The organism is Amycolatopsis sp. NPDC033938 (assembly GCF_055575975.1).
In genome coordinates this window covers 143203-163115 of record NZ_JBVIRO010000006.1, presented here as the reverse complement: position 1 = coordinate 163115, position 19913 = coordinate 143203, and the positions used below count along the sequence as shown (strand labels likewise).

Annotated in this window: 17 protein-coding genes; 9 read left to right on the top strand and 8 right to left on the bottom strand. The window is 67.5% G+C overall.

Annotation, left to right across the window (positions count from 1 at the left end):
- Positions 1 to 156 precede the first annotated feature (156 nt).
- From ACZ5ZX_RS18690 to ACZ5ZX_RS18680, 3 genes are all read right to left on the bottom strand, one after another.
- Positions 157 to 366 (bottom strand): DUF5988 family protein, encoded by a 210-nt coding sequence (locus ACZ5ZX_RS18690; RefSeq protein ID WP_465503248.1) that lies wholly within the window; start codon positions 364 to 366, stop codon positions 157 to 159.
- Positions 363 to 1145 (bottom strand): thioesterase II family protein, encoded by a 783-nt coding sequence (locus ACZ5ZX_RS18685; protein ID WP_465503247.1) that lies wholly within the window; start codon positions 1143 to 1145, stop codon positions 363 to 365. The genes ACZ5ZX_RS18690 and ACZ5ZX_RS18685 overlap by 4 nt, the downstream gene beginning before the upstream one ends.
- A gap of 478 nt (positions 1146 to 1623) precedes the next feature.
- Positions 1624 to 3033: a S28 family serine protease gene (locus tag ACZ5ZX_RS18680; RefSeq protein WP_465503246.1), complete on the bottom strand. Its 1410-nt coding sequence runs from the start codon at positions 3031 to 3033 to the stop codon at positions 1624 to 1626.
- Positions 3034 to 3249: 216 nt separating this feature from the next.
- Between ACZ5ZX_RS18680 and ACZ5ZX_RS18675 the strand changes: the two genes are divergently transcribed.
- Positions 3250 to 4260: a hypothetical protein gene (locus tag ACZ5ZX_RS18675; RefSeq protein WP_465503245.1), complete on the top strand. Its 1011-nt coding sequence runs from the start codon at positions 3250 to 3252 to the stop codon at positions 4258 to 4260.
- 123 nt (positions 4261 to 4383) lie between these two features.
- Positions 4384 to 5943: an alpha/beta fold hydrolase gene (locus ACZ5ZX_RS18670; RefSeq protein ID WP_465503244.1), complete on the top strand. Its 1560-nt coding sequence runs from the start codon at positions 4384 to 4386 to the stop codon at positions 5941 to 5943.
- 45 nt (positions 5944 to 5988) lie between these two features.
- Here ACZ5ZX_RS18670 and ACZ5ZX_RS18665 read toward each other — a convergent pair whose 3' ends face one another.
- A complete protein-coding gene (locus ACZ5ZX_RS18665; protein ID WP_465503243.1) occupies positions 5989 to 7605 on the bottom strand; it encodes a helix-turn-helix domain-containing protein in 1617 nt (538 codons plus the stop codon).
- Between the two features lie 240 nt (positions 7606 to 7845).
- Here ACZ5ZX_RS18665 and ACZ5ZX_RS18660 point away from each other — a divergent pair, with 240 nt between their 5' ends.
- On the top strand, positions 7846 to 8301 hold the full coding sequence (locus tag ACZ5ZX_RS18660) for a hypothetical protein (protein WP_465503242.1): 456 nt from the start codon (positions 7846 to 7848) through the stop codon (positions 8299 to 8301).
- Between the two features lie 152 nt (positions 8302 to 8453).
- On the opposite strand, the gene ACZ5ZX_RS18655 is transcribed toward ACZ5ZX_RS18660, so the two are convergent.
- Both ACZ5ZX_RS18655 and ACZ5ZX_RS18650 read right to left on the bottom strand, forming a co-directional pair.
- Positions 8454 to 9008, bottom strand: a complete 555-nt coding sequence (locus ACZ5ZX_RS18655) for a dihydrofolate reductase family protein (RefSeq protein WP_465503241.1) — start codon at positions 9006 to 9008, stop codon at positions 8454 to 8456.
- Positions 9005 to 10333 (bottom strand): MFS transporter, encoded by a 1329-nt coding sequence (locus ACZ5ZX_RS18650; protein WP_465503240.1) that lies wholly within the window; start codon positions 10331 to 10333, stop codon positions 9005 to 9007. The genes ACZ5ZX_RS18655 and ACZ5ZX_RS18650 overlap by 4 nt, the downstream gene beginning before the upstream one ends.
- Here ACZ5ZX_RS18650 and ACZ5ZX_RS18645 point away from each other — a divergent pair.
- On the top strand, positions 10332 to 10682 hold the full coding sequence (locus ACZ5ZX_RS18645) for an ArsR/SmtB family transcription factor (RefSeq protein ID WP_465503239.1): 351 nt from the start codon (positions 10332 to 10334) through the stop codon (positions 10680 to 10682). The genes ACZ5ZX_RS18650 and ACZ5ZX_RS18645 overlap by 2 nt on opposite strands.
- Positions 10683 to 10836: 154 nt before the next feature.
- Here the strand turns inward: ACZ5ZX_RS18645 and ACZ5ZX_RS18640 are convergent, their stop codons facing one another.
- Complete coding sequence (locus ACZ5ZX_RS18640) at positions 10837 to 11487, bottom strand: hypothetical protein (RefSeq protein WP_465503238.1); 651 nt, start codon at positions 11485 to 11487, stop codon at positions 10837 to 10839.
- Here ACZ5ZX_RS18640 and ACZ5ZX_RS18635 point away from each other — a divergent pair.
- Complete coding sequence (locus ACZ5ZX_RS18635; RefSeq protein WP_465503237.1) at positions 11486 to 11776, top strand: hypothetical protein; 291 nt, start codon at positions 11486 to 11488, stop codon at positions 11774 to 11776. The two genes, ACZ5ZX_RS18640 and ACZ5ZX_RS18635, sit on opposite strands and share 2 nt — an antisense overlap.
- A 794-nt stretch (positions 11777 to 12570) precedes the next feature.
- Here the strand turns inward: ACZ5ZX_RS18635 and ACZ5ZX_RS18630 are convergent.
- On the bottom strand, positions 12571 to 13491 hold the full coding sequence (locus ACZ5ZX_RS18630; protein WP_465503236.1) for a methylenetetrahydrofolate reductase: 921 nt from the start codon (positions 13489 to 13491) through the stop codon (positions 12571 to 12573).
- A gap of 134 nt (positions 13492 to 13625) precedes the next feature.
- Between ACZ5ZX_RS18630 and ACZ5ZX_RS18625 the strand changes: the two genes are divergently transcribed.
- The 4 genes from ACZ5ZX_RS18625 to ACZ5ZX_RS18610 all read left to right on the top strand — a co-directional run bounded on the left by ACZ5ZX_RS18625 (position 13626) and on the right by ACZ5ZX_RS18610 (position 19478).
- Positions 13626 to 14276, top strand: a complete 651-nt coding sequence (locus tag ACZ5ZX_RS18625; protein ID WP_465503235.1) for a helix-turn-helix domain-containing protein — start codon at positions 13626 to 13628, stop codon at positions 14274 to 14276.
- A 12-nt stretch (positions 14277 to 14288) separates the two neighbouring features.
- The gene (locus tag ACZ5ZX_RS18620; RefSeq protein ID WP_465503234.1) at positions 14289 to 15374 is read left to right on the top strand and encodes a cytochrome P450; all 1086 of its coding nucleotides are present in this window, start codon (positions 14289 to 14291) and stop codon (positions 15372 to 15374) included.
- 90 nt (positions 15375 to 15464) lie between these two features.
- Positions 15465 to 17738 (top strand): WD40/YVTN/BNR-like repeat-containing protein, encoded by a 2274-nt coding sequence (locus ACZ5ZX_RS18615; protein WP_465503233.1) that lies wholly within the window; start codon positions 15465 to 15467, stop codon positions 17736 to 17738.
- Positions 17739 to 17864: 126 nt separating this feature from the next.
- Complete coding sequence (locus tag ACZ5ZX_RS18610; protein WP_465503232.1) at positions 17865 to 19478, top strand: PHP domain-containing protein; 1614 nt, start codon at positions 17865 to 17867, stop codon at positions 19476 to 19478.
- Positions 19479 to 19913 lie beyond the last annotated feature (435 nt).

Sequence of the window (19913 nt, the reverse complement as noted above, 5' to 3'; positions counted from 1 at the left end):
GATTCCGTGAAGGCTTCCTTCCCTGCCTTGAGCGTCAATGCCAGGAACTTCGCCCAGGTGGGGAAGATTCCGGTCGTCGAGCGTCCGGAATCTTCCCCGCTCGGCCGCCGGTCCACCGGTCGTGATCGGGCACGAGCTCGATCGACCCTTCACAGGTCACTCCGCGATCTTGGTGCGCCCTGACCAGCGGAAGACCGCGACCTCCACGTCGTCGACCTTCTGGAACTCCCCGGCGTGGGAGAAGTGTTCGTACCCTCCGTTGACGCAGATCTTGAGGTCCTCGGTCAGGTCCTCGACCTTCTGGCTGGTCTCCAGATCCGACGGCAGCGCGCGCGAACCCGTGAGGTCGATCTTGATGGGCATCATGGCAGGGCTCCTTCTCGGTGAGTGTTGAGGAACTCGGAAGGTGTGAGGACCTCGGCGATCGCTTGGATCACCGCGGCGGCATGGGTGTTCAGGTAGAAGTGGCCGCCGGGATAGGTGGTCAGGGTGAACCGGCCGTTGGTGCGTTCCCGCCAATCCCGGACCTCGTCGATCGTCGCTTTGGGATCGTTGTCGCCGACGTGGGCGTGGATCGGGGTTTCCAGTAGTGGCCCCGGTTCGTAGCGGTAGGTCTCGGCGGCGGTGTAGTCGGTGCGGATCGAGGGCAGGACCATCTCCAGCACCGCCTCGTTCCCGAAGACCTGAGGGTCGGTCCCGCCGAGCGCCTTGACCGCGGCGATCAGCCCGGCGTCGTCGCACAGGTGCACGTTTTCGTCACGGGCGCGGGTGGGCGCCACGCGGCCGGAAACGAACAGCGCGTGCGGCCTGATGCCGCCGGATTCGAGCCTGCGGGCGACTTCGAAGCCGAGAGTTGCGCCCATGCTGTGACCGAAAAGGACGGTCGGCCGGTCCAGCCACGGCCGGAGCGCTTCGGTCACACCGTCGGCGAGTCCGGCGATGGTGTCGATTCCCTTTTCCCTCCGGCGGTCCTGCCGTCCCGGGTACTGGATCGCGAGAACGTCGGCGACCCGGCTCAGCGATTTCGAAACCGGGAAGAAATAGCTCGCGGAGCCACCCGCGTGCGGGAGACAGACGACCCGGTAGGCCGCGTGCTCGGCGGGGTGGAACCTCCGTACCCAGAGATCCTCGTCTTTTCCGGCCACCCGGCCCCTCCTGCCCGTGTCGGCGGGCGGCTGCCCGCACTACCGAGTGTGCGGCGACGGACTGGACCGGAACAACCCCTAACGATCTGGTGCGACCCCTAATACTCCAGCCGTAGTTTCGGGATGGCGAGGGTTTCGTGCCCGCCAATTCACCCGCAGAAGGAGCGTCCATGCCCACCGTCACGGCCCGCCCGACCTTCCTCCTCGTTCCTGATGTCTGGCACCAGCCCACGTGCTGGGCTGCCCTGCTCGGCAGGATCGCATCTTCGCCAATTTCGCGACGTCGAAGGGTGCGAAAGCCACTTTCACACCCGCCTCTTGACTGTCCATAAGGGACACTTGCGAGATACCGAATCCGGGGAAGCCGAAAGTGCCGCTGAGGCCGGCCGTACCAGACCGGTATCCACGAGATGCTCCGGTGCCGTCTCGTGGGTGCCTTCCCCTCGGTTCGAGGAAAGCACCCACGAGCAAAGGAAAATCAGAACGGAAGCGGCGTCCGGATGACCTCCGATTCGGCCGGGTCGATCACCGGCTGGGTACCGGCGGTCTGGAACCCGACGTCGGCCCAGCGACGCACGATGTCGGTCGCCGCGAGGCGGTCACCGTCGGCGAGAAGAGAGATCTTCGCCCCGTGGTGCGCACCGGGTGCGGTGTAGAGGTGCGAATCGTGCGGGCTCGGTGTGAACCGCTCGGCGCTCCAGGGGTCGTTCTCCCCGTAGACGAACATGATCCGCTGTGCGGAGGTGCGCACCCAGCCGTCGACGTCGAGCATGGGACCCGGGTTGTGCGTCCGGTGCAGCTCCGGCGGAACGTTGGAGTACACCGACGCCGAGTCCGAATACTTGAGATAGGGACGCACGTGGGCGAACTGCGGTTGCGGCCAGCCGAGTTCGGTCATCGCGTGGAAGTAGTACGGCGTCATCTGACCGAGGTCGTTGTCGCTGAACGAACCGAAGGCGACGGTCTTGTCGATGTACTCGAAGATCTGCTCGGTGGTGGCGGAGGTCGGCGGCACGTTCGCGCACTCTGCCTTGCCGAGGAACTGCCAGAACGCCCAGCCGAGCATCATCACCGACTTTTCGAACGCCTGGTCAAGGCTGCCGACGATCTTGTCGTAGGTCCAGCCGAACTTGGCCGCGTACTGCGTCAGCAGGGCGACCATTTCCGGCCTTCGCTTGAAAGCCTCCACTTGGAGGTCGGCGAGCATGGCGCGGCAGGCCTCCGGGCCGACAGCCGCGAAGAACCGGTCGTAGGCGCTGTCTTCGTCGTTGTCGCGGTCGTTCGGCGCCACATTCGCGACGACGCCGTCGACATCGCCCGGGTAGAAGCGGCTGTGGTAGACCGAGGCCATCCCGCCCTTGCTGGCCCCGCTGGAGAGCCATTTCTTGGCATAGATCGGCTTGAGCGCGCTGACCAGCCGGTGGTGATCGGTCGCCGCCTGCCAGATGGTGAGCTGGTCCCAGTTCGCCGGTTCCGGCCGGGACGGCGGAAAGAACCTCTGCTCGGTCGAGATCTGGTTGCCGCCGACGATCTGGGTCGTCTCGGTGCGGAACGGGGTCGGGTAGAGCCCGTACCCGGTGGTGTGCAGGATCATCGGCCGGTCGACAGCCTTGTGTACCAGGCTGAACCGTTGCTGGAAGGTGGCACCGTCCGGCCGGCGGTGATCGACAGGCTGTGTGTAGGCGAGCACGAAATAGCGATGCTCGGGAGCCGGTGGCGTGCCCTCGGAAAGCACCGTCAGGCCCGGGATCCGCTTGAGCTGGTCGAGGATGTCTTCTTGTGGCGCGGCACCCGCCGCGCCCGCCGGACCGAACAGTCCCGCGACGATCGCGACCGCGGCGCCGACGGCCGCGGTTCTCCAGGATTTGGTGAACAAAATCGGACTCATTTCTCGGACATGTCGTCCCCCCAGTCGGTGACGACGACGAGAGTTTGGCCGAAATCGCCGCATTCGTCCCCCGAACGGGTGAGGCTGACGTGTGGTGGCCGTCACATCGACCGAGCCGTCCGGGATCTGTGTCAGCTGACGCAGACACCGCGCCCATGGATCTGCGAACGTCCCGGTCGGCTGGAAGGACCGGCTGACCCAGAGCAGGGGGATGACATGACGCCCACACCGAAATCTCGCAGAACGGCCGTGGTCACCGGGATGATCGCGCTCGGCGCGCTGCTCGCCGCGCCCGCCGAAGCGGCGACGGCCCAGGAAGTGGCGTGCACCTGGCAGGCCAAGACCTTGCCGGTCCCGGCGGGGACGGTTTCCGGCTCGGTCGAGGGCACCGACGGACGGGGCGAATTCTCCGGGCAGGTCTCGGACGGTTCGGTGTCGCGGATCATCCGGTGGAAGCACGGCGGGTTCACGCTGCGGGACATCCCGGCCGGCTACGAGCGAGCGTCCGTGAACGACCAGAACCGATGGGGCGACATCGTCGGTTACGCCGCGACGCCCGGCTCGACCGACTACGCGTCGTTCGTCCTCTCCGGGAGCACCTACCGGTTCCTGCCGACGCTGGAGGGACACCGCTACCCGCGCGCTTCGGCGATCAACTCCCGCGGCGACGTGGTCGGCGTCGTCGCCCATCTCGACCCGTACTACGAGGTCCCGGTGCTGTGGCCGGCGGGCGGGAATCCCCTCGCGATCACCAACACGCAGCACCTCTCGAACCCGGTCGACATCGATGACGACGGCACGGTCCTCTTCGGGGACGGTTCGGGCGGGCCGTACACGTGGAAGGACGGTGTCCTCACCTCTTACGCGCTTCCGGCGGGTTATGACGACTCCTCGCCGGTCGCCATCAGCGCGGGCAAGGTGATCGCCTCCCTGTCGGCGGAGGGCCGTTACACAGGCGACGGTTTCGTCTGGGACGACCCGCGGTCGCCGCGTCGCCTCGAGCGCAACACCGGTGTCTTCGCCATCAACCGGTCGGGAGTGGTCGGCGGCCAGATCGACACCCAGCAGATCGGCCCGCCCGCGGTGTGGGACGCCGCCGGGCAGCCGACGCGGCTTCCGCTGCCGGACGGCGCCTCGGGCGGCCGCGTTTCGGTCGTGGGTGACGACGGACGGATCGGCGGCACCGCCGGATGGTCCACACCGGTCGTCTGGCGCTGCGCGGGCTGAGGTCGTCCCCTCGCATTCCGACGGCGGAATGCGAGGGGCACCGGCACGATCTTGGCGAACACGCGGACGAGTGGCCGGTGTTGCCGCTACATTCCCCCCGGTCCGATCGAACTGGGGGTTCGAATGAGGAGATTCCTCACCATCGGCCTGACCGCGCTGCTCGCCATGGGCACCGCGGCGGCCGTCAGTACACCGGCGTATGCCGCTTCGCAGCTCGACTTCGGGGCTTGCCCGGCGGATGTCGCCCAGGTTTATCCGGCACTGAAATGCGCGACGGTCACCGTCCCGCTCGACTATTCGCGGCCGTTCGGCGCGCGGATGGACGTGCTCGTCTCGAAACACGCCGCCACCGACCCGGCGAAACGGCGCGGCGTGCTGTTCGTCAACCCCGGCGGCCCGGCGGGTTCCGCGGTGCTGCTGGCGGGGAAGCTGTCCCTTCCGAACGCGACCGGGTACACGCGGCTGCCCAAGGAAGTGCTCGAGGCCTACGACATCGTCGGTCTCGATTCCCGCGGCACCGGGCACAGCCAGCCGCTCAGCTGCGTCGGCGAGGACTACTGGCGCGAGCTGCAGCCCGACCCGGACCGGCCCGAAGAGCGGGACAAGAGCTGGGAGCGCTGGAAAGCCTTCGCCCGCTCGTGCGCGGAGAAGAACGGGGAGAAGCTGAAGCACACCGGCAGCCGCAACGTCATCCAGGACATGGATCGCGTACGCACGCTGCTCGGCGAGGAGAAGATCAGCTACCTGGGGTATTCCTACGGCACCTACCTCGGCAGCGCCTATGCCGAGCGCTATCCGGACCGGGTGGACCGGATGGTTCTCGACAGCTCGATGAATCCGGTGGAACCACAGATGTGGTACCACAATTCGACCGGTCAGGTCACCGCGGGAGTCGCCCGTGAACATGCCTACCTGAGCTGGATCGCCAAGTACGACAACGTGTTCCACCTCGGCAAAACCCACGACGAGGTGAACGCGGCCTGGCAGAAGCTGCTCGGCGACTTCCGGAAGGCGCCGCGCGGGCCGTCGAAGAACGTCGGCGCGGTGGAACTGCTGGACGTCTACATCGCCAACCTCTCCCACGAGCTCTACTGGGAACCTCTCGCAAAGGCGATGGCCGACTACGTCCTGCGCGGTGACGATCGCGCCGTACTGGACTGGGCGACTCCATCGGGTGGCGCGGAGGGCGAGCGCACCATCGCGGGAATGATCTCGATCGCCTGTGTCGACTCCGACGCGCCGACGGACCGGACCGAGATCGAACGCGACTTCGGCGCGCTGGCCGAGACCAGCGATTTCGCCTGGTACAACGTGTCGATCCCGTCCGCCTGCGCCAACTGGCCGGTACGTGACCAGCGGATCGTGCCTTCGGGGAGGAAACTGCCGCCGATTCTGCTCTTCGGCGTCGAAGGAGACTCCGCGACGCCGTACGCGAACACCGTCGCGATGCACAGGCAATTGCCGAGTTCGGTGCTGGTGACCGAACGTGGCGCGGGCACCCACTGCGTGTTCGGCAGCCATCCGGCGATGGTCAACGGGGAGGCTCAGCGGATCGGCAAGGAATACCTCGTCGACGGTCTGCTCCCGAACGGCGACCTCGACATCGCGCCCCATCCGCTGCCGGTGCCGACGGCGGGAACCGCGGCGGCCGCGCGTCCGGCCGTCGTTTCGCAGCACTCGTGACACCCGCTGACCCGCTCCGGTTCCCGCCGGGGCGGGTCAGCCTGGTCAGTTCGGCCAGGGCTGGGCCGCGTGGGTGATCAACGACGGGGTTTCCGTGACCTGAAGGGATTCGCCCGGACGCACCGGCGTGGCCGTACCGTTGATCCGTGCGTGGGACTCGGCTCCGGGGCCGGTCGTCATGAACGCGGTTCCCGAATGTGTCCAGCGGATCACCCTCAGCCGGTTGGCCTCGTCGAGGAAGTCGCACTGCCAGACGTTGGCAGGCAGCCCCGAGGGCAGCCCCTGCCCGCAGCCGCGCAACCGGGAACCGGCCAGCCAGCGCTGAAGCGTCTCTACCGCGAGGGCGGCGCCGGTCGGCGGGCTTCCTTCGACCTGCAGCACGAGCGGAAGCTTGCCGGAGCCCCAGTTGTAGAAGTACATCCGCCGTAGATTGAACTCCCTGCCGTAAAGGCCGGCGAGGTAGAACCGCATCGCGTGGTCGACCGCGCGTGCCGGGGCCAGCGGCTCCCGTAGCGGGATGTCGTAGAGAGTGCCCGTGTTCCACAGCGGCGGGTGAACCCCCGCCGCATGCATCGTCGCGTCGATCTCGCGCAGTATCCGCACCAGTGTCTCCGGCGGGTCGGCCGCGTTCCGTTGATACAGCTTGACGCCCGCGACGTCACAGTGGTGGTAACCGCCGAGTTCGGCGAACCGCTTCAGTATCCGCCGGGCCTCCGGTTGCCAGAGCTGTCCCATCGAAGGACAGACCAGCGTGGCGTCCGGATCGCTCGAGCGCACGATCTTCGCGGCCCGCTCGGTCATCTCGACCAGCTTCTCGACCGACCCCGAGTAATACTTGTAGTGCGTGGCCTGTACCCAAAGCTCATAGGCATCGAGCCTGCCCCGGTAGCGGGACGCGAGAGCCTGAACGAAGTGGTCCCAGTCGGCGAGATCATCGGGCGTACCGGTGCGGGAACCGTCGGTGTAGGCACCCTTCGGCGAGTTCGGTGCCGCCCACCCGGGTGTGCCGCCCAGCACGAAAAGCGTGGACAGCCCGGCTTTCTCCGCGCCGCCGACCAGCCTGTCCAAGGTGGCCCAGTCGAACCGGTCGCGAGCGGGCTGCAGGTTCGCCCAGCGGGTCTGGCTGTCCCAGAAGCGCACGCTGCCCACCTGGAACGCCGGCATGGTCCCGGTGGCGCTGTTCATGGTCACGCCGAACAACTCCGGTGACACCGGAACCGGTGCCGCCTGCCAGGTCGGCGCGGTGATCTCCGCACCCGCCGCCGCATTCGCGTCGGCACCCGTACCGCCCGGGGCACTCGACGTCGCGACGAAGACCATGAGCAGGACGAGCGCGACAGCGACCAGCCGCATACGTGGGGAGCCGGATTCGTCGGCGGGGGCCGCGGGAGGTGCCGGTCGTGGCACGGCCGACGGGGTGCCTCCCTCGCGGCGGCGCCATCTGAGCAGCAGTTCGCTCAGTTCCTCTTCGGTCGCGCCACACTCCTGGGCGATGCCGACCAGCAATCGGTAGTTCGGTGGCACGCTCCGTCCGGTGCAATACCGGTGCAGGCTCGACCTGCTCACATACAGTCGCGTGCTGAGCTCGGCATAGCTGAGACCGCTGCGACTCTTCACCTGTGACAGCAGCCCTGCGATGTCGTCCTGCGGTTCCCCGTCCACTTGCCACCCCCGGACGAATGCTAGCGAAACGCCTGTCCCGCATAGCAAGGCATCGCGGGGAGACGGCGTCCGCCTGCTGGCGCGGGCCGTCCCGATGACGGGGTGAACTCGCAGGTCAGCGGCTGAGACGGCGTCCCATCCCCGGGTTGGGACGCGAAGACCTTGATCGCGGGCCGTCGCCCAGGAACGGTACTTCTCGGGCGGCGACCGATCGGGCGTCGCGATGATGAGGGGAGCACCATGCGACTACAGGTCTTGACGAAACGCATCGGGCTGATCGCGGCCACGACCGCGGCCGGCTTGCTACTGGGCTTCACGGGGACGACACAGGCGGCCCCGGCGGAACCGGCACCGGGCGTGATCGTGGTCGAGGAACTGGCGCCGGTGGACGCCAACGCGGCACCTGTGCAGACGTACGGCACGAGCTGCACCATGCCTGCCTGCGGACGAGCGCACAACCGCACCGGGAAGAGCCTGCAGATCGAACGGGACGCCAAGTCCCACTGGAACTGCAACAACCTCTCCGGCGACCACCGGAGGACGCTCAAGGACGGCGAGGACTCGAACGACTACTGGAAGGACACCGACTGCGTCCGGTCGAAGACGTGCAAGGTCTACTTCCGTGGCGAGACCTACAACCCCGGTGAGTGGATCCGGCTGTACAACCCGACCTGGTTCTACAACCTCAGCTGCTGACCGGGTTTGAGCTCCGGGGCCGGTTGTTCCGGCAGGCCGGCGGGGGATCAGTGACCCCCGCCGGCCTGGCCCGGTCCGGTTGAGTGTGGCCGAGCGGGAAGAGATCGCCCGTTCGCCCGCCGTGGGGCAGGGGGCCTCGTGCGGGCGGGCGGTCACGGCTTCCCTTCTCGATGGACTATGCGGTAACGCAGATGTGTGACGTCGCGGCCTTCGAGACGGCGGACGAGCTCCAGTTCGACGTGGCCGAGTCCGATCGGCTCGAACAGCCGCCGTCCGTCACCCAACAGCACGGGGACGAGGTGCAGTTCGAGTTCGTCGAGCTGGCCGGCTGCCGGCAACGCCTGCGCCGCACCCGCGCCATGGACCAGTACGGCTCGATCTCCCGCCGCTTCCCGGGCCTGGTCGGCACACGCGTCGATGTCGGTGTAGAACTTCGCGCTGCCCGGTGGCTCGTCGGCCGGGTCGACGGTGTGGGTGAGCACGTGGATCGGCACGCCGTCGTGGTGGTCGCCGTGCCATCGTTCGGCCAGCTCGAAGGTGCGGCGTCCGGATATCACGGCGCCGGTCGAGCAGGCCTCGGCGTACACCTGTCCATTGACCCCCTCGGACATCCGGTCGTCGAGCCAGTCGAACAGCCGCCCTCCGTCGCGGCCGAGTTCCTGGCCCGGCCGATCGTCCGGCCCGGCGATGAAGCGTGCGTTCGTCAACGCGTCGAACGGGAGCTGCCGCGATCGACACTTCGTGCCGGGAAGTCGGCGGGCCGGCGGGTGTGTTCGAGAAGCGAGGGGTCGTGTCGTGGCCAGGAGCGGATCGCGACGGCGAGTCCGAGTAGCCCGAGAGCGCCGAGGACGAGCCAGGTGGTGGTGAATCCGGCGGTGGTGGCGAGCCAGCCGGCGATGGGGTAGGCGAGCAGCCAGCAGGCGTGGGACAGCGAGAAGTGGGCGGCGAAGATCGCGGGCCGGTCGCTGGGACGGCTGGACTTGCGCAGGACCCGGCCGACGGGGGTGAGGACGAGGCCGGTGCCGAGGCCGATGATCGCCCAGACCGTCAGTGCCGCGGCCCAGCGCGGGCTGCCGGTGTCGACGGTGGACAGCGCGATCGCGCCGGTCATTCCCGCGAGGAGGGTCGCGCCGCCGGAAAGCATGACGGTGCGTTCGGGGATCCGGTCCAGGACGCGGGGGAGAAGGAGCGCGACCAGGATGGTGCCGATGCCGTTGCCCGCCAGGAGGAGCGCGACGTCGGCTTGTGCCCGGCCGAGGGTGTCCTGGACGTAGTTGACCGTGTTGACCATGACGACCGAGCCGACCGCGGCGACTGTCAGGTCGAGGCCGAGTGTTCCGCGCAGGCGCGGGGTCGCGGTGAAAGCCTTGATCCCGGCGAGGGTGCGGTCCCGGACGCTGTCACGGCCGCTGCGGCTCGCGTCGGGGATGCGGGTGCTCATCACCAGTGCGGCGGAGGCCGCGAATCCGATCGAGGTGCCGGTGAACAGCCAGTGGAAGGACACCAGGCTGAGCACGGCGGCGGCCAGCAGGGGACTGAGCAGGCTTTCCATCGTCGACGCCAGTTGCGACAGCGACAGTGCCTTCGTGTAGTCGCGTTCGCCGGGAAGGATGTCGGGGAGGACCGCCTGGAAGGTCGGGGTGAACGACGCCGACGCGGACTGCAGGATCACGATCAGGATGTAGATCTGCCAGATCTGGTCGACGAAGGGCAGTGCGAGGACCACCAGTGCGCGGACAGCGTCGAGGGAGACGAGGAACAAGCGGCGCGGTACCCGGTCGGCGTAGGCCCCGGCGAGGGGCGCGACCGTGACGTAGGTGATCATCTTGATCGCCAGTGCGGTACCCAGTACGGCTCCGGCGTCGGCTCCCGCCAGGTCGTAGGCCAGCAGGCCGAGCGCTACGGTCGTCAATCCAGTGCCGAACAGCGCGACCAGCTGCGCCCCGAACAGATGCCGGTAGTCCCGATGACCGAACAACGACACGCTCCACCGCTCCTCTTGTTCGACGCTCCTTCCATGATAGGTGCTCATGTACGCACATGACGAAACTGGCGACCAATGGTCCCACCTGCCGCCGGACGACCAGGTCGAAGCCGCGTCCACGGCGCTGCGGATGCTGGCGGATCCGACCCGGATGCGGATGCTGTGGCTGATCAGCGGCGAGGAGTACGACGTCGCGTCGCTGGCGGCCGCGGTGGCCATCGCGCGTCCGGCGGTGTCGCAGCACTTGGCCAAGCTCAAGCTGGCCGGACTGGTCACGCAACGCCGGGATGGCCGCCGGATCCTCTACCGCGCCCGCGGCGGGCACGTCCGGCGCCTGCTGGCGGAGGTCATGAACGCGGCCGACCACCACCTTCACGGGATCCCCGACCACGATTGAGCCCATGGACCAGAGCGTTCTCTTGAGCGGTAGGTCGAACGTGGCGTGATGGTGGGCGGCCTGTTCGCTGGGACACGCGTGGATCCCGCACTCGGGTGTTCCGGCTTCAAGCACGCGAGATACGGCCCTGAGCACGCGAAATCGTCGAGCCGGACTACCGGTCTTGGGAGCCTGCGCTGCGCAGCGCTGTGGTCGGCATGTCGAAGACGAACGGGAGGTTCCCGGACGAGGTCAGCCACCGGGTACTGACCGCGGTCACTTCGCCCTCGGACCCGCCGGCCACGACGTCGACGGTGACGGGGACCGGGAACTTCGCGTCCGGAGTGACCGCTTGTTCGTTGCCGAAGCGGGGGACCTTGTCGACCAGCTGGTGTGGGCGACCGTAGGCGTCGGTGAACTCGACGATGACCACCCCCGGGTAGTCGTCGTCCAGCAGGGCGACCGCCTCCGCGTCGAACTGACACAGCTCGCCCGCGAGAAAGACGGCGACGGGCCGCACAGCGGACAGGGCGACCTCGAAGGTCATCAGGTCGTCCGCCGGGAGCCTGCCGGGGATGTGGTGGGACCGGACGGTGAGCACGTCTTCGTCGACCGCGATCACGGTGCCCCGGACCGCGACGTCGATCGGGTACTCGGCGTCTGGCCGGAGCGGGTCGTCGTCCTCGAAGAAGTAGGTCTTGTGGATCAGCCGGTGGACTGTGCCGTGCCGGTCGGTCAGTTCCACCTCGACCAGACCGGGTTGCGGCTCGTCGTCATACCAGCGCACGGCGACCGCCGGCATGTCGCACTCGTCGCCTTCCCGCATGATGGTCAGGCTAACGGAGACGATCGCGGCGTGGCCGCGCGGAGAGACAGGTACCGGTTTGAGTGGCTTCGGCAAGTGGAATCTCGGTCTCGGCGCCATCCTGCTGGGCGTGGCCGTATTGTGCTCGGTGCTGGACCTGATCCCCGCTGCGGTGATCACCGGCATCGTGGGCTTGGTCGGGCTCAGCATGGCGGGCTACGACCTGATCGACAGCTGGTCGGAACGGGCGGACCTGCGTCGCCGGGAAGCGCGAGTCCGGGAGGAGCGCGACGGTCGGCGAAGCCACTGATCTGCCACGGGCGCTGACTCGACCTTCGCTACCGGTTGAAGCTTCTGAATACGGTTCGGCGTGCGGTCGTGAGTGCTGACGAGGGATACCGAGAGGTAAGTCAAGCATGGCGTGATCGACTCGGTGCCGTGAAGGCCTCCTTCCCTACTCTCAAGGTAGCGAAGGAGGCCTTCGCTACCTTGAGGACTGTCCACAAGGGATAGTTACCGGTAAGTGGTAAAGAGCGTTATTGAGGGGTAAGGCAGATATGGTGGGGTCGGCGCCCGCTGCATATGTCGCGACAGCCCCTTTGAGGCACTCGCATTTGCTTACCCACTGGGGTGGGGCTTGTGCGGGTTGCCGGGGCGGTCTGGGTGGGGAAGATTCCGGACGTTGAGCGTCCGGAATCTTCCCCACCCGGTCCACCGGTCGTGCTCGAGCACAAGCTTGATCAACGGAAGATCAGGGACGTTCAGTGTCCCGAATCTTCCGTTGATCAAGAGGTGAGACCGGGCGACGATGCCCGCGGAGCCGCCCTCGTCCAGGTCGGGCGTAGGTACCCAAATGCGGGTTCCCCTGCGGGACATGTGGTGTCCCGAAAGGGGCTCTCGCGACATGCGGGAACACCGCTGCCCCAGCGTCGAAGCGTGATGTCCTGAAGGACCCCTTTGAGACCTTCAACGTCTCAACGGGGGCCTTCAGGACACGCCACATTTGTGGTACTGGTGTACCTAAGCGACCGGCTGATGTCGACGACCGTTCGTGCGGAGCGCCCCGGGGCCGCAATTCCGCACAGTGTCGGGAAGCTTGCGACTTCAGCCCTTGATCTCCATCCGAAGTCGTTCGGCAAGCCGTACGGACGCCTCGATCTCTTCCCGCCTGATCGACACGCTTTCGACGTTGATGCCGAACGGAACGCCCAGGCCGCGGCAGTAGGTCATCAGTTCGGTAGCCGCCGCGACGGCCACCTGATACGACGCTTCGAGGGTGTCGCCCGCGTGCCTGAGGTCGTTCTCTATCCACCGCGGTACGTCGACGCCCAGCCACCGCAGAAAGTCGAGTGTCTTCAACGATCCGCAGACCGAGAAGGTGAAGACGACCGGAACGGGCGCTCGTCCACGTGCGACGCATTCGTAGTGGTAATCAGAGACGAGGTTCTTCGCCGCGTTGACGTCGTAAACCACCTGAGTCACGAAGAATCGGCATCCGGCATCCTGTTTCGCCAGCAGCCGCAGATGTTCGTCGTCCCGGCGGCTGTGACGTTCCGGAATCGCGACGCCGCCGAGCGACAGGCTGGGGTTGGCGTCACGCCGCAGTACCTGCGCATCGGCGAGTGATGTCATGGCGTCGACCTTGCTGGAAGCGGCGCCAACGAGAACCGTCATCACGCGCGCCGGGTCCTGGGCCGCCAACCATGACCGCAGCTCCGGCGGCGTGTACTTGCCGACCGCTCGGTAGACGATGACCGGAGTTTGCCAACTCGTGAGGTTGTTCGCGAGATAGTCCGCGGGGTCGAGGGTCGGCGAGAACGGGAACGGGCGCTGCGTCGGGTTCCGCGCTGCCTCGTCATCGATGTCGTAGAGGATCAGGCCGTCGAGATTCAGCGGGCGCAAGCGAGCCATGGTGGCATCGGCGATCTCTTGAACGCGTTCGCGGGTGGTGGCCAAGCGCGGCGGTGTCAGAGCGAACAGCAGGAACTCACTCGCGGCGCGGTCGATGCGGCGCACTATGTCCATGAACGGACCGTAGCCGAAAGTCAGGCGCACCGATGTCCCGCCGACCGGCCGCGTCACATGTGCAGGCCTGTCCGGCGCGCACCCGCCAGGTATTTCGGTAGCGGAAACCGGCCGGTTGAGGGTCCAATCGGCGTGTGACCAGTGACTTCGCTCCGCCCGTTGACCTGGCCGACCGGGTCAGCGGGATGTGGCGGCGCAGCGGGCGCCTGCCGCCCGCGTTGCCGCAACCGTCGGTGGACCTGCTGGTGTTCGCGGACGGTTCGTTGTGGTTGGCCGGGCCGGAGACCGAGGCCAGGACGGGGCTCCTGACCGAGCCGTTGACGGGGGTGCGGCTGCGGCCGGGAACGTGCGCGTCGGTGTTGGGGATCGCCGCGGACGAGGTGCCCTTGGCGGGAATGCCGTTCCCTGGTTCGGGGCTCGACGACGGGCTACGGGCGCTGCGGGCACCGGCCCGGCCGGCCGATCAGGCGATCGGGCAGGTGCTCCAGGCCATGCGAACGGCTCCTGGGACGTCGGTCTCCCACCACGCGGCCGCGGTCGGGTTGTCCGAACGCCAGTTGCGGCGGCGGTTCCTGGTGGCGGTCGGGTTGAGCCCCAAGGCGTACGCACGGGTGGTGCGGTTGCACCAGGCGTTGGCGCTGGCGCGGTCGTCTCCGATGCCGGACTGGGCGGAAATCGCCGTCCGCAGCGGGTTCTACGACCAGCCGCATATGCTCGCGGAGTTCCGGCGCGCGGTCGGGTCGTCGTGTGTCCGTTTTTTCCAAGCGGTGGCCGCGGGCGAGTAGCACCCTGTGGGTATGTCCGTTGAGGAGATCTTCGCTTTTCACACGCAAGAGGTGGGCCCGGTGCGGTTCGCCGAGCAGTTCGGCGGCTGGGTGGTCACCCGCTATTCCGATGTGGACAGAGTGCTCACCGATCATGTGACGTTCTCCTCCGACGAACTGCGGTACAGCACCCAGCCGATCCCGCACGGCTCGAACCCGTTGTTGCGTGGCCTGCAGGCGACCGATCCACCCAAGCACCACGCGTTGCGCCGAGTCGTCAGCCAGGTGTTCACTCCACGGGCCGTGTCGTCGCTGGAGCCGTTGATCACGGCGAGGGTCCACGATCTACTCGCCTCGGCCGGGCCGAGTTTCGACCTGATCGGGGAGGTGGCCTACCCGTTGTCGGTGCACACGATCGCGGATCTGCTCGGCGTGCAGCCGTCGCGGTGGCCGGATTTCGTCCGGTGGACCGAGGCCATCACGTCGTTCTTCGGTACGTTCACCGCGGACGAGGCCCACCAGAACGCCTACCACCAGGCTCTGACGGAAATGGGTGCCTGCTTCCGCGAGGAGTTCGAGCACCCGACCGGCATCATCGCGACCCTGAAGGCGTCGGACCTCACCGAGGACGAGCTGCTCGACTTCTGCGCTTTGCTGCTGATCAACGGCCACGAAACCACCAAGACCCTGCTCGTCAACGCCGTCCTTTGTCTTGCCTCCCGACCGAAGCCTGCCGACGTGCGACTCGCCGTCGAGGAGGTTCTGCGCTACCTGCCGCCCACCGGCGGAACGGATCGGTTCGTCACCCAGCCCACCACGCTCGGCGGTCAGGAACTCCGCCCAGGACAACGGGTCGTCGCGATGCTCACGGCGGCCAACCGTGATCCGGAGGTCTTCACCGACCCGCACACTTTCGACCCGCACCGGACGCCCAATCCCCACCTGTCCTTCGGTCACGGCGTCCACTTCTGCATGGGCGCCCACCTCGCCCGCATGGAAGTCCGCATCGCCCTCGCGGCCCTGCTCGACCGCCCGTGGCGGATCACGGACCTGGACACCCATCGGACTCCCGTCGGCATCGACGTCCTGAAAGCCACTCTGGCGACAAGCGGGGCCTGAACGGCGGATGTGCCCGCCCGGACCACGGCCTACGGTAGGAGTGGGAGCGCTCCCATATCTCTGTTCACCCTGTCGATCGGAGGACTCTCGATGAAGAGGGCTCTAGCCGGGATACTCGCGGTGACGATGACGGCGAGCCTGATGGCCGTCATGCGGACCTCGGCCGTCGCGCAACCCGCGGCGGATCCAGCCGCCTGGAGCAACGCCGAGATCGCGGGCGGCGGCTTCGTTCCGGGCATCGTGTTCAATCAGACCGAACGGGACTTGATCTACGCGCGCACCGACATCGGTGGCGCGTATCGATGGAACCAGGCGACCGGCCGGTGGATCCCGTTGCTGGACCACGTCGGGCGGAGCGACTGGGGACACAACGGTGTGGCCGCGCTGGCCACCGATCCGATGGAACCGAACCGGGTCTACGTCGCCGCCGGGATGTACACCAACAGCTGGGATCCCGGGAACGGGGCCATCCTGCGGTCGGCGGACCGGGGGAGCAGCTGGCAGAAGACGGCCTTGCCGTTCAAACTCGGCGGGAACATGCCGGGCCGGGGGATGGGCGAGCGCCTGGTCATCGATCCGAACCGCAACAGCGTCCTCTATCTCGGCGCCCCGAGCGGCAACGGGCTCTGGCGCAGCACCGACCACGGGGTGACCTGGAACAAGGTGACGTCCTTCCCCAATCCCGGCAATTACGCCCAGGATCCCAGCGACCCCAACGGTTATCTGAGCGACAACCAGGGCATCGCCTTCGTGACCTTCGATCCGCGCACCGGTTCCCGCGGGAACACCACCCAGACGATCTATGTCGGGGTGGCGGACAAGGAGAACATCCTCTACCGCAGCACGAACGGCGGGACGAGCTGGGAGCGGGTGGCCGGGCAGCCGACGGGTTACGTGCCGCACAAGGGGGTTCTCGACCCGGTCAACGGTGCCCTGTACGTCGCGACGAGTGACACCGGCGGACCGTACGACGGCGCCAAGGGTGACGTGTGGAAGTTCAGCACGGCGTCCGGGGTATGGACTCTCGTCAGCCCGATTCCGTCGACCAGTTCCGACGACTACTTCGGATACAGCGGCCTGACCCTCGACAGACAGCGACCGGGCACGCTCATGGTCGCCACCCAGGTTTCCTGGTGGCCCGACGTCATCTTCTTCCGCAGCACCGATGGTGGCGCGTCGTGGACGCGGATCTGGGACTGGACGAGCTATCCCAACCGTGCGCTCCGGTACACACAGGACATCTCGGCCGTTCCGTGGCTGAACCTCGGCGCGAATCCGTCGCCGCCGGAGGTGTCACCGAAGCTGGGGTGGATGACCGAAACGATGGAGATCGACCCGTTCGACTCGAACCGCATGATGTACGGGACCGGTGCGACGATCTACGGGACCACGAATCTGACCACTTGGGACAGTGGCGGGAAGATCACGATCAAGCCCACGGTCGCCGGGCTGGAGGAGACCGCGGTGCTGGACCTGATCAGTCCACCGGCCGGGGCGCCCTTGCTCAGCGCGCTCGGCGACATCGGCGGATTCCGCCACGACAGGCTCGACAAGGTGCCGTCGAAGGTCTTCCTCTCGCCGGCCTTCACGACCACCACCAGTCTCGACTACGCCGAACTCGCCCCATCCTCGATCGTGCGGGTCGGTGATTTCGACAAAGCCGCGCGCCCAGGCGACAACCGGGTCGCGTTCTCCACAGATGGCGGATCGAACTGGTGGCAGGGCGCGGAACCGGCGGGTGTCACCGGCGGCGGTACGGTCGCCGCCGGGGCCGACGCCAGCCGGTTCGTCTGGAGCCCCAAGGGGACGGGCGTGCATTACGCGTCCTGGTACGGCAGCTCGTGGACCGCCTCGACCGGGATACCTGCCGGTGCCGTCATCGAGTCCGACCGGGTCAACCCCAGGAAGTTCTACGGTTTCGCGGCCGGACGGTTCTACGTGAGCACCGACGGCGGGGCGACCTTCACGGCGAGCGCCGCCACCGGGCTTCCCGCTTCCGCGCATTTCAAGGCGGTAGCCGGTCGCGAGGGTGACATCTGGCTCGCCGGGGGAGCGGGGATCTGGCACTCGACCGACTCCGGCGCGTCGTTCACCAAGACGGCGGGCGTGGCGGAGGCGGACAACATCGGCATGGGCAAGGCCGCACCGGGCAAGACCTATCCGGCTCTCTACACGATCGCCAGGATCGCGGGTGTCCACGGCGTGTTCCGTTCGGACGATGCGGGGACCAGCTGGGTCCGGATCAACGACGACAGGCACCAGTACGGCAACATCGGCGACGCGATCACCGGTGACCCGCGGGTGTACGGCCGGGTCTATCTCGGCACGAACGGGCGTGGGGTGGTGGTCGGGAACCCCGTGTGACGGCACGTCATGGCCTCGCGGCGTTCATCTCCTGGTCGCGCGCTGGTTCATGAATAGTTCTCATGTTGACTAACGTGGTGCCGACGGGCGATCGCTCGCATCTGATCGTCGAGGAGCCTTGTGAACATGGGAAACACCGGCAGGCGCGGATTTCTGATCGGCACCGGGCTGGCGGGTGTCGGCGCCGTCCTCGGCGCCGCGCCCGCCTCGGCCGAGAACGGTCGGCGCGAACCGCGTGACGGCTATCTGTGGCTGGCCGGTGACCACCACATCCACACGCAGTACAGCAACGACGCCATGTATCCGGTGGCGACGCAGGTCCAGCGCGCGATCGCCGGGGGCCTGAGCTGGCTGACCATCACCGACCACGGCAACGTCCCGTTCGCCACCCACAGTGTCCCGCCGCTGGTGGCCGACATCGTCGCGGCGCGACGCGGGCACGGCGAAGACATCCTCGTGTTCACCGGGCTCGAATGGAACATCCCGGCGGGCGAGCACACCACGCTCATGCTCGCCCCGGGGCGCGGCGAGGCGGCGCTGTTGCAGGAGTTCGTGAACCGGTACGACGCGCGGGTGAACGGTACCCGCGACGGCACGCCCGCGAACGAAGCGATCGCGTTGCAGGCCTTGAGGTTCCTGAAGGACGCCGTCGCCGCGGGACGGGTCGACGACGCCTTGGTGCTGCCGAACCATCCATCGCGGCTGGGGATCAACTCGCCGCGCGAGACACGCGACTGGCGTGACACCGCGCCGGGAATCGTGATCGGCATGGAGGGCGCGCCCGGCCATCAGGCGGCCGGGCTGCCCGCGCCGGGGATGGCACGGGGGCGCGGGTTGTACGACTCGGCACCCGGGACGTTCTCGTTCCCGGGGTATCCGTTGGAGAGTTACCGCACCTGGGGCGGATTCGACTGGGCGACCGCCACCGTGGGCGGCCTCTGGGACAGCTTCCTGGCCGAGGGCAAGCCGTGGTGGATCACCACGACCTCGGACGGGCATCAGGGTTGCGGGGATTGGGTGAAGAACCCGGTCGACCCGTTGAACCAGACGTCCTACGACACCGTTCCCTACGACGACGCCGGTCACACGTTCGCCACCACCGGGCGGTTCCCCGATCCCGTCCACGCCGGCCGTCCGATCACCGAGTACAGCTTGTTCCCGCCCGGCGCCTACAACAAGACCTGGGTCGGCGCCACCGGCTATGGCCACCGCGAGGTGATGCGGGCGATGCGGGCGGGCCGGATGTGGGTCTGCCTCGGCGATCTCATCGCCGGTCTGGACGTGCGGCTGCGCCCGGCCCGGTCGCATCGGCCGGGCGTGCCCATGGGCGGCACGATGGCGGCCCGCCCCGGCGACGTCGTCGAAGCGGTGATCAGGATCGATCTCGCGGACCGTGCCAACTTCGCAGGCCTGGTGCCGAAACTGGCTCGAGTGGATCTGGTCCTCGGCAAGGTCACCGGTCCGGCCGCGGACCGGTCGGTGTTCCACGCGCCGCACACCAAGGTCGAGAAGTCGTGGGAAATCCGCGAACGGACCGGCACCGTCGAACTCGTCCACCGGTTCACCGTCGACGGGCCGGTCTACCTCCGGGTGCGCGGCACGGACGGCAAGCGCGTCGCTCCCGGTTACCACGGCTCCGCTGTCGACCCGGCCGGCCCCGCGCTCGACGTCGTGGGCCAGGCCGATCCTTGGGAGGACCTCTGGTTCTACTCCAACCCGATCTTCGCCGCCACGGGGTGAACCGCCTCGAGACCTGTACCCGAAACGTCATTAGAGGACTCATTGCGAGACCGGCCTGTGGCGTTGCCGGTGTGAGGTACATGAAGGACCTCTTCCTTGCGCTAGGCGTCAGGGCTCGGCAAAGTAGCGGGTTCTGGGTGGCTCCGCCGCTAGAGCGGGGCAAGGCGAGGGTGTCGGGGTGGGACCGGGCTCACGTAAGGGGCCTCACCAGATCTCGACTGTCCATAAGGGACTCTGCTCGGGACGAATGTGCCCGGTTTGGGTAATTTGCACGGTTTCGCGAGGGGTAAGTGTTGTCCTGGCCAAAGGTGTTTTAGGTACCTGCGGTGGGTGGGTCCGTAGCGGCCGGGCCGTGAAGGACTCCTTGAGGGACTCAGAGTCCCTCAAGGAGTCCTTGACCGCCCCCGACGGCCCGCACGTGCGAAAGCGGCACCA

What these genes read in the sequence shown, in the direction of transcription:
- ACZ5ZX_RS18690 (WP_465503248.1), bottom strand. Translation starts at nt 366, where the DNA reads ATGATGCCCATCAAGATCGACCTCACGGGTTCGCGCGCGCTGCCGTCG.
- ACZ5ZX_RS18680 (WP_465503246.1), bottom strand. Translation starts at nt 3,033, where the DNA reads ATGAGTCCGATTTTGTTCACCAAATCCTGGAGAACCGCGGCCGTCGGC.
- ACZ5ZX_RS18675 (WP_465503245.1), top strand. Translation starts at nt 3,250, where the DNA reads ATGACGCCCACACCGAAATCTCGCAGAACGGCCGTGGTCACCGGGATG.
- ACZ5ZX_RS18670 (WP_465503244.1), top strand. Translation starts at nt 4,384, where the DNA reads ATGAGGAGATTCCTCACCATCGGCCTGACCGCGCTGCTCGCCATGGGC.
- ACZ5ZX_RS18660 (WP_465503242.1), top strand. Translation starts at nt 7,846, where the DNA reads ATGCGACTACAGGTCTTGACGAAACGCATCGGGCTGATCGCGGCCACG.
- ACZ5ZX_RS18645 (WP_465503239.1), top strand. Translation starts at nt 10,332, where the DNA reads ATGTACGCACATGACGAAACTGGCGACCAATGGTCCCACCTGCCGCCG.
- ACZ5ZX_RS18650 (WP_465503240.1), bottom strand. Translation starts at nt 10,333, where the DNA reads ATGAGCACCTATCATGGAAGGAGCGTCGAACAAGAGGAGCGGTGGAGC.
- ACZ5ZX_RS18635 (WP_465503237.1), top strand. Translation starts at nt 11,486, where the DNA reads ATGATGGTCAGGCTAACGGAGACGATCGCGGCGTGGCCGCGCGGAGAG.
- ACZ5ZX_RS18640 (WP_465503238.1), bottom strand. Translation starts at nt 11,487, where the DNA reads ATGCGGGAAGGCGACGAGTGCGACATGCCGGCGGTCGCCGTGCGCTGG.
- ACZ5ZX_RS18630 (WP_465503236.1), bottom strand. Translation starts at nt 13,491, where the DNA reads ATGGACATAGTGCGCCGCATCGACCGCGCCGCGAGTGAGTTCCTGCTG.
- ACZ5ZX_RS18620 (WP_465503234.1), top strand. Translation starts at nt 14,289, where the DNA reads ATGTCCGTTGAGGAGATCTTCGCTTTTCACACGCAAGAGGTGGGCCCG.
- ACZ5ZX_RS18615 (WP_465503233.1), top strand. Translation starts at nt 15,465, where the DNA reads ATGAAGAGGGCTCTAGCCGGGATACTCGCGGTGACGATGACGGCGAGC.
- ACZ5ZX_RS18610 (WP_465503232.1), top strand. Translation starts at nt 17,865, where the DNA reads ATGGGAAACACCGGCAGGCGCGGATTTCTGATCGGCACCGGGCTGGCG.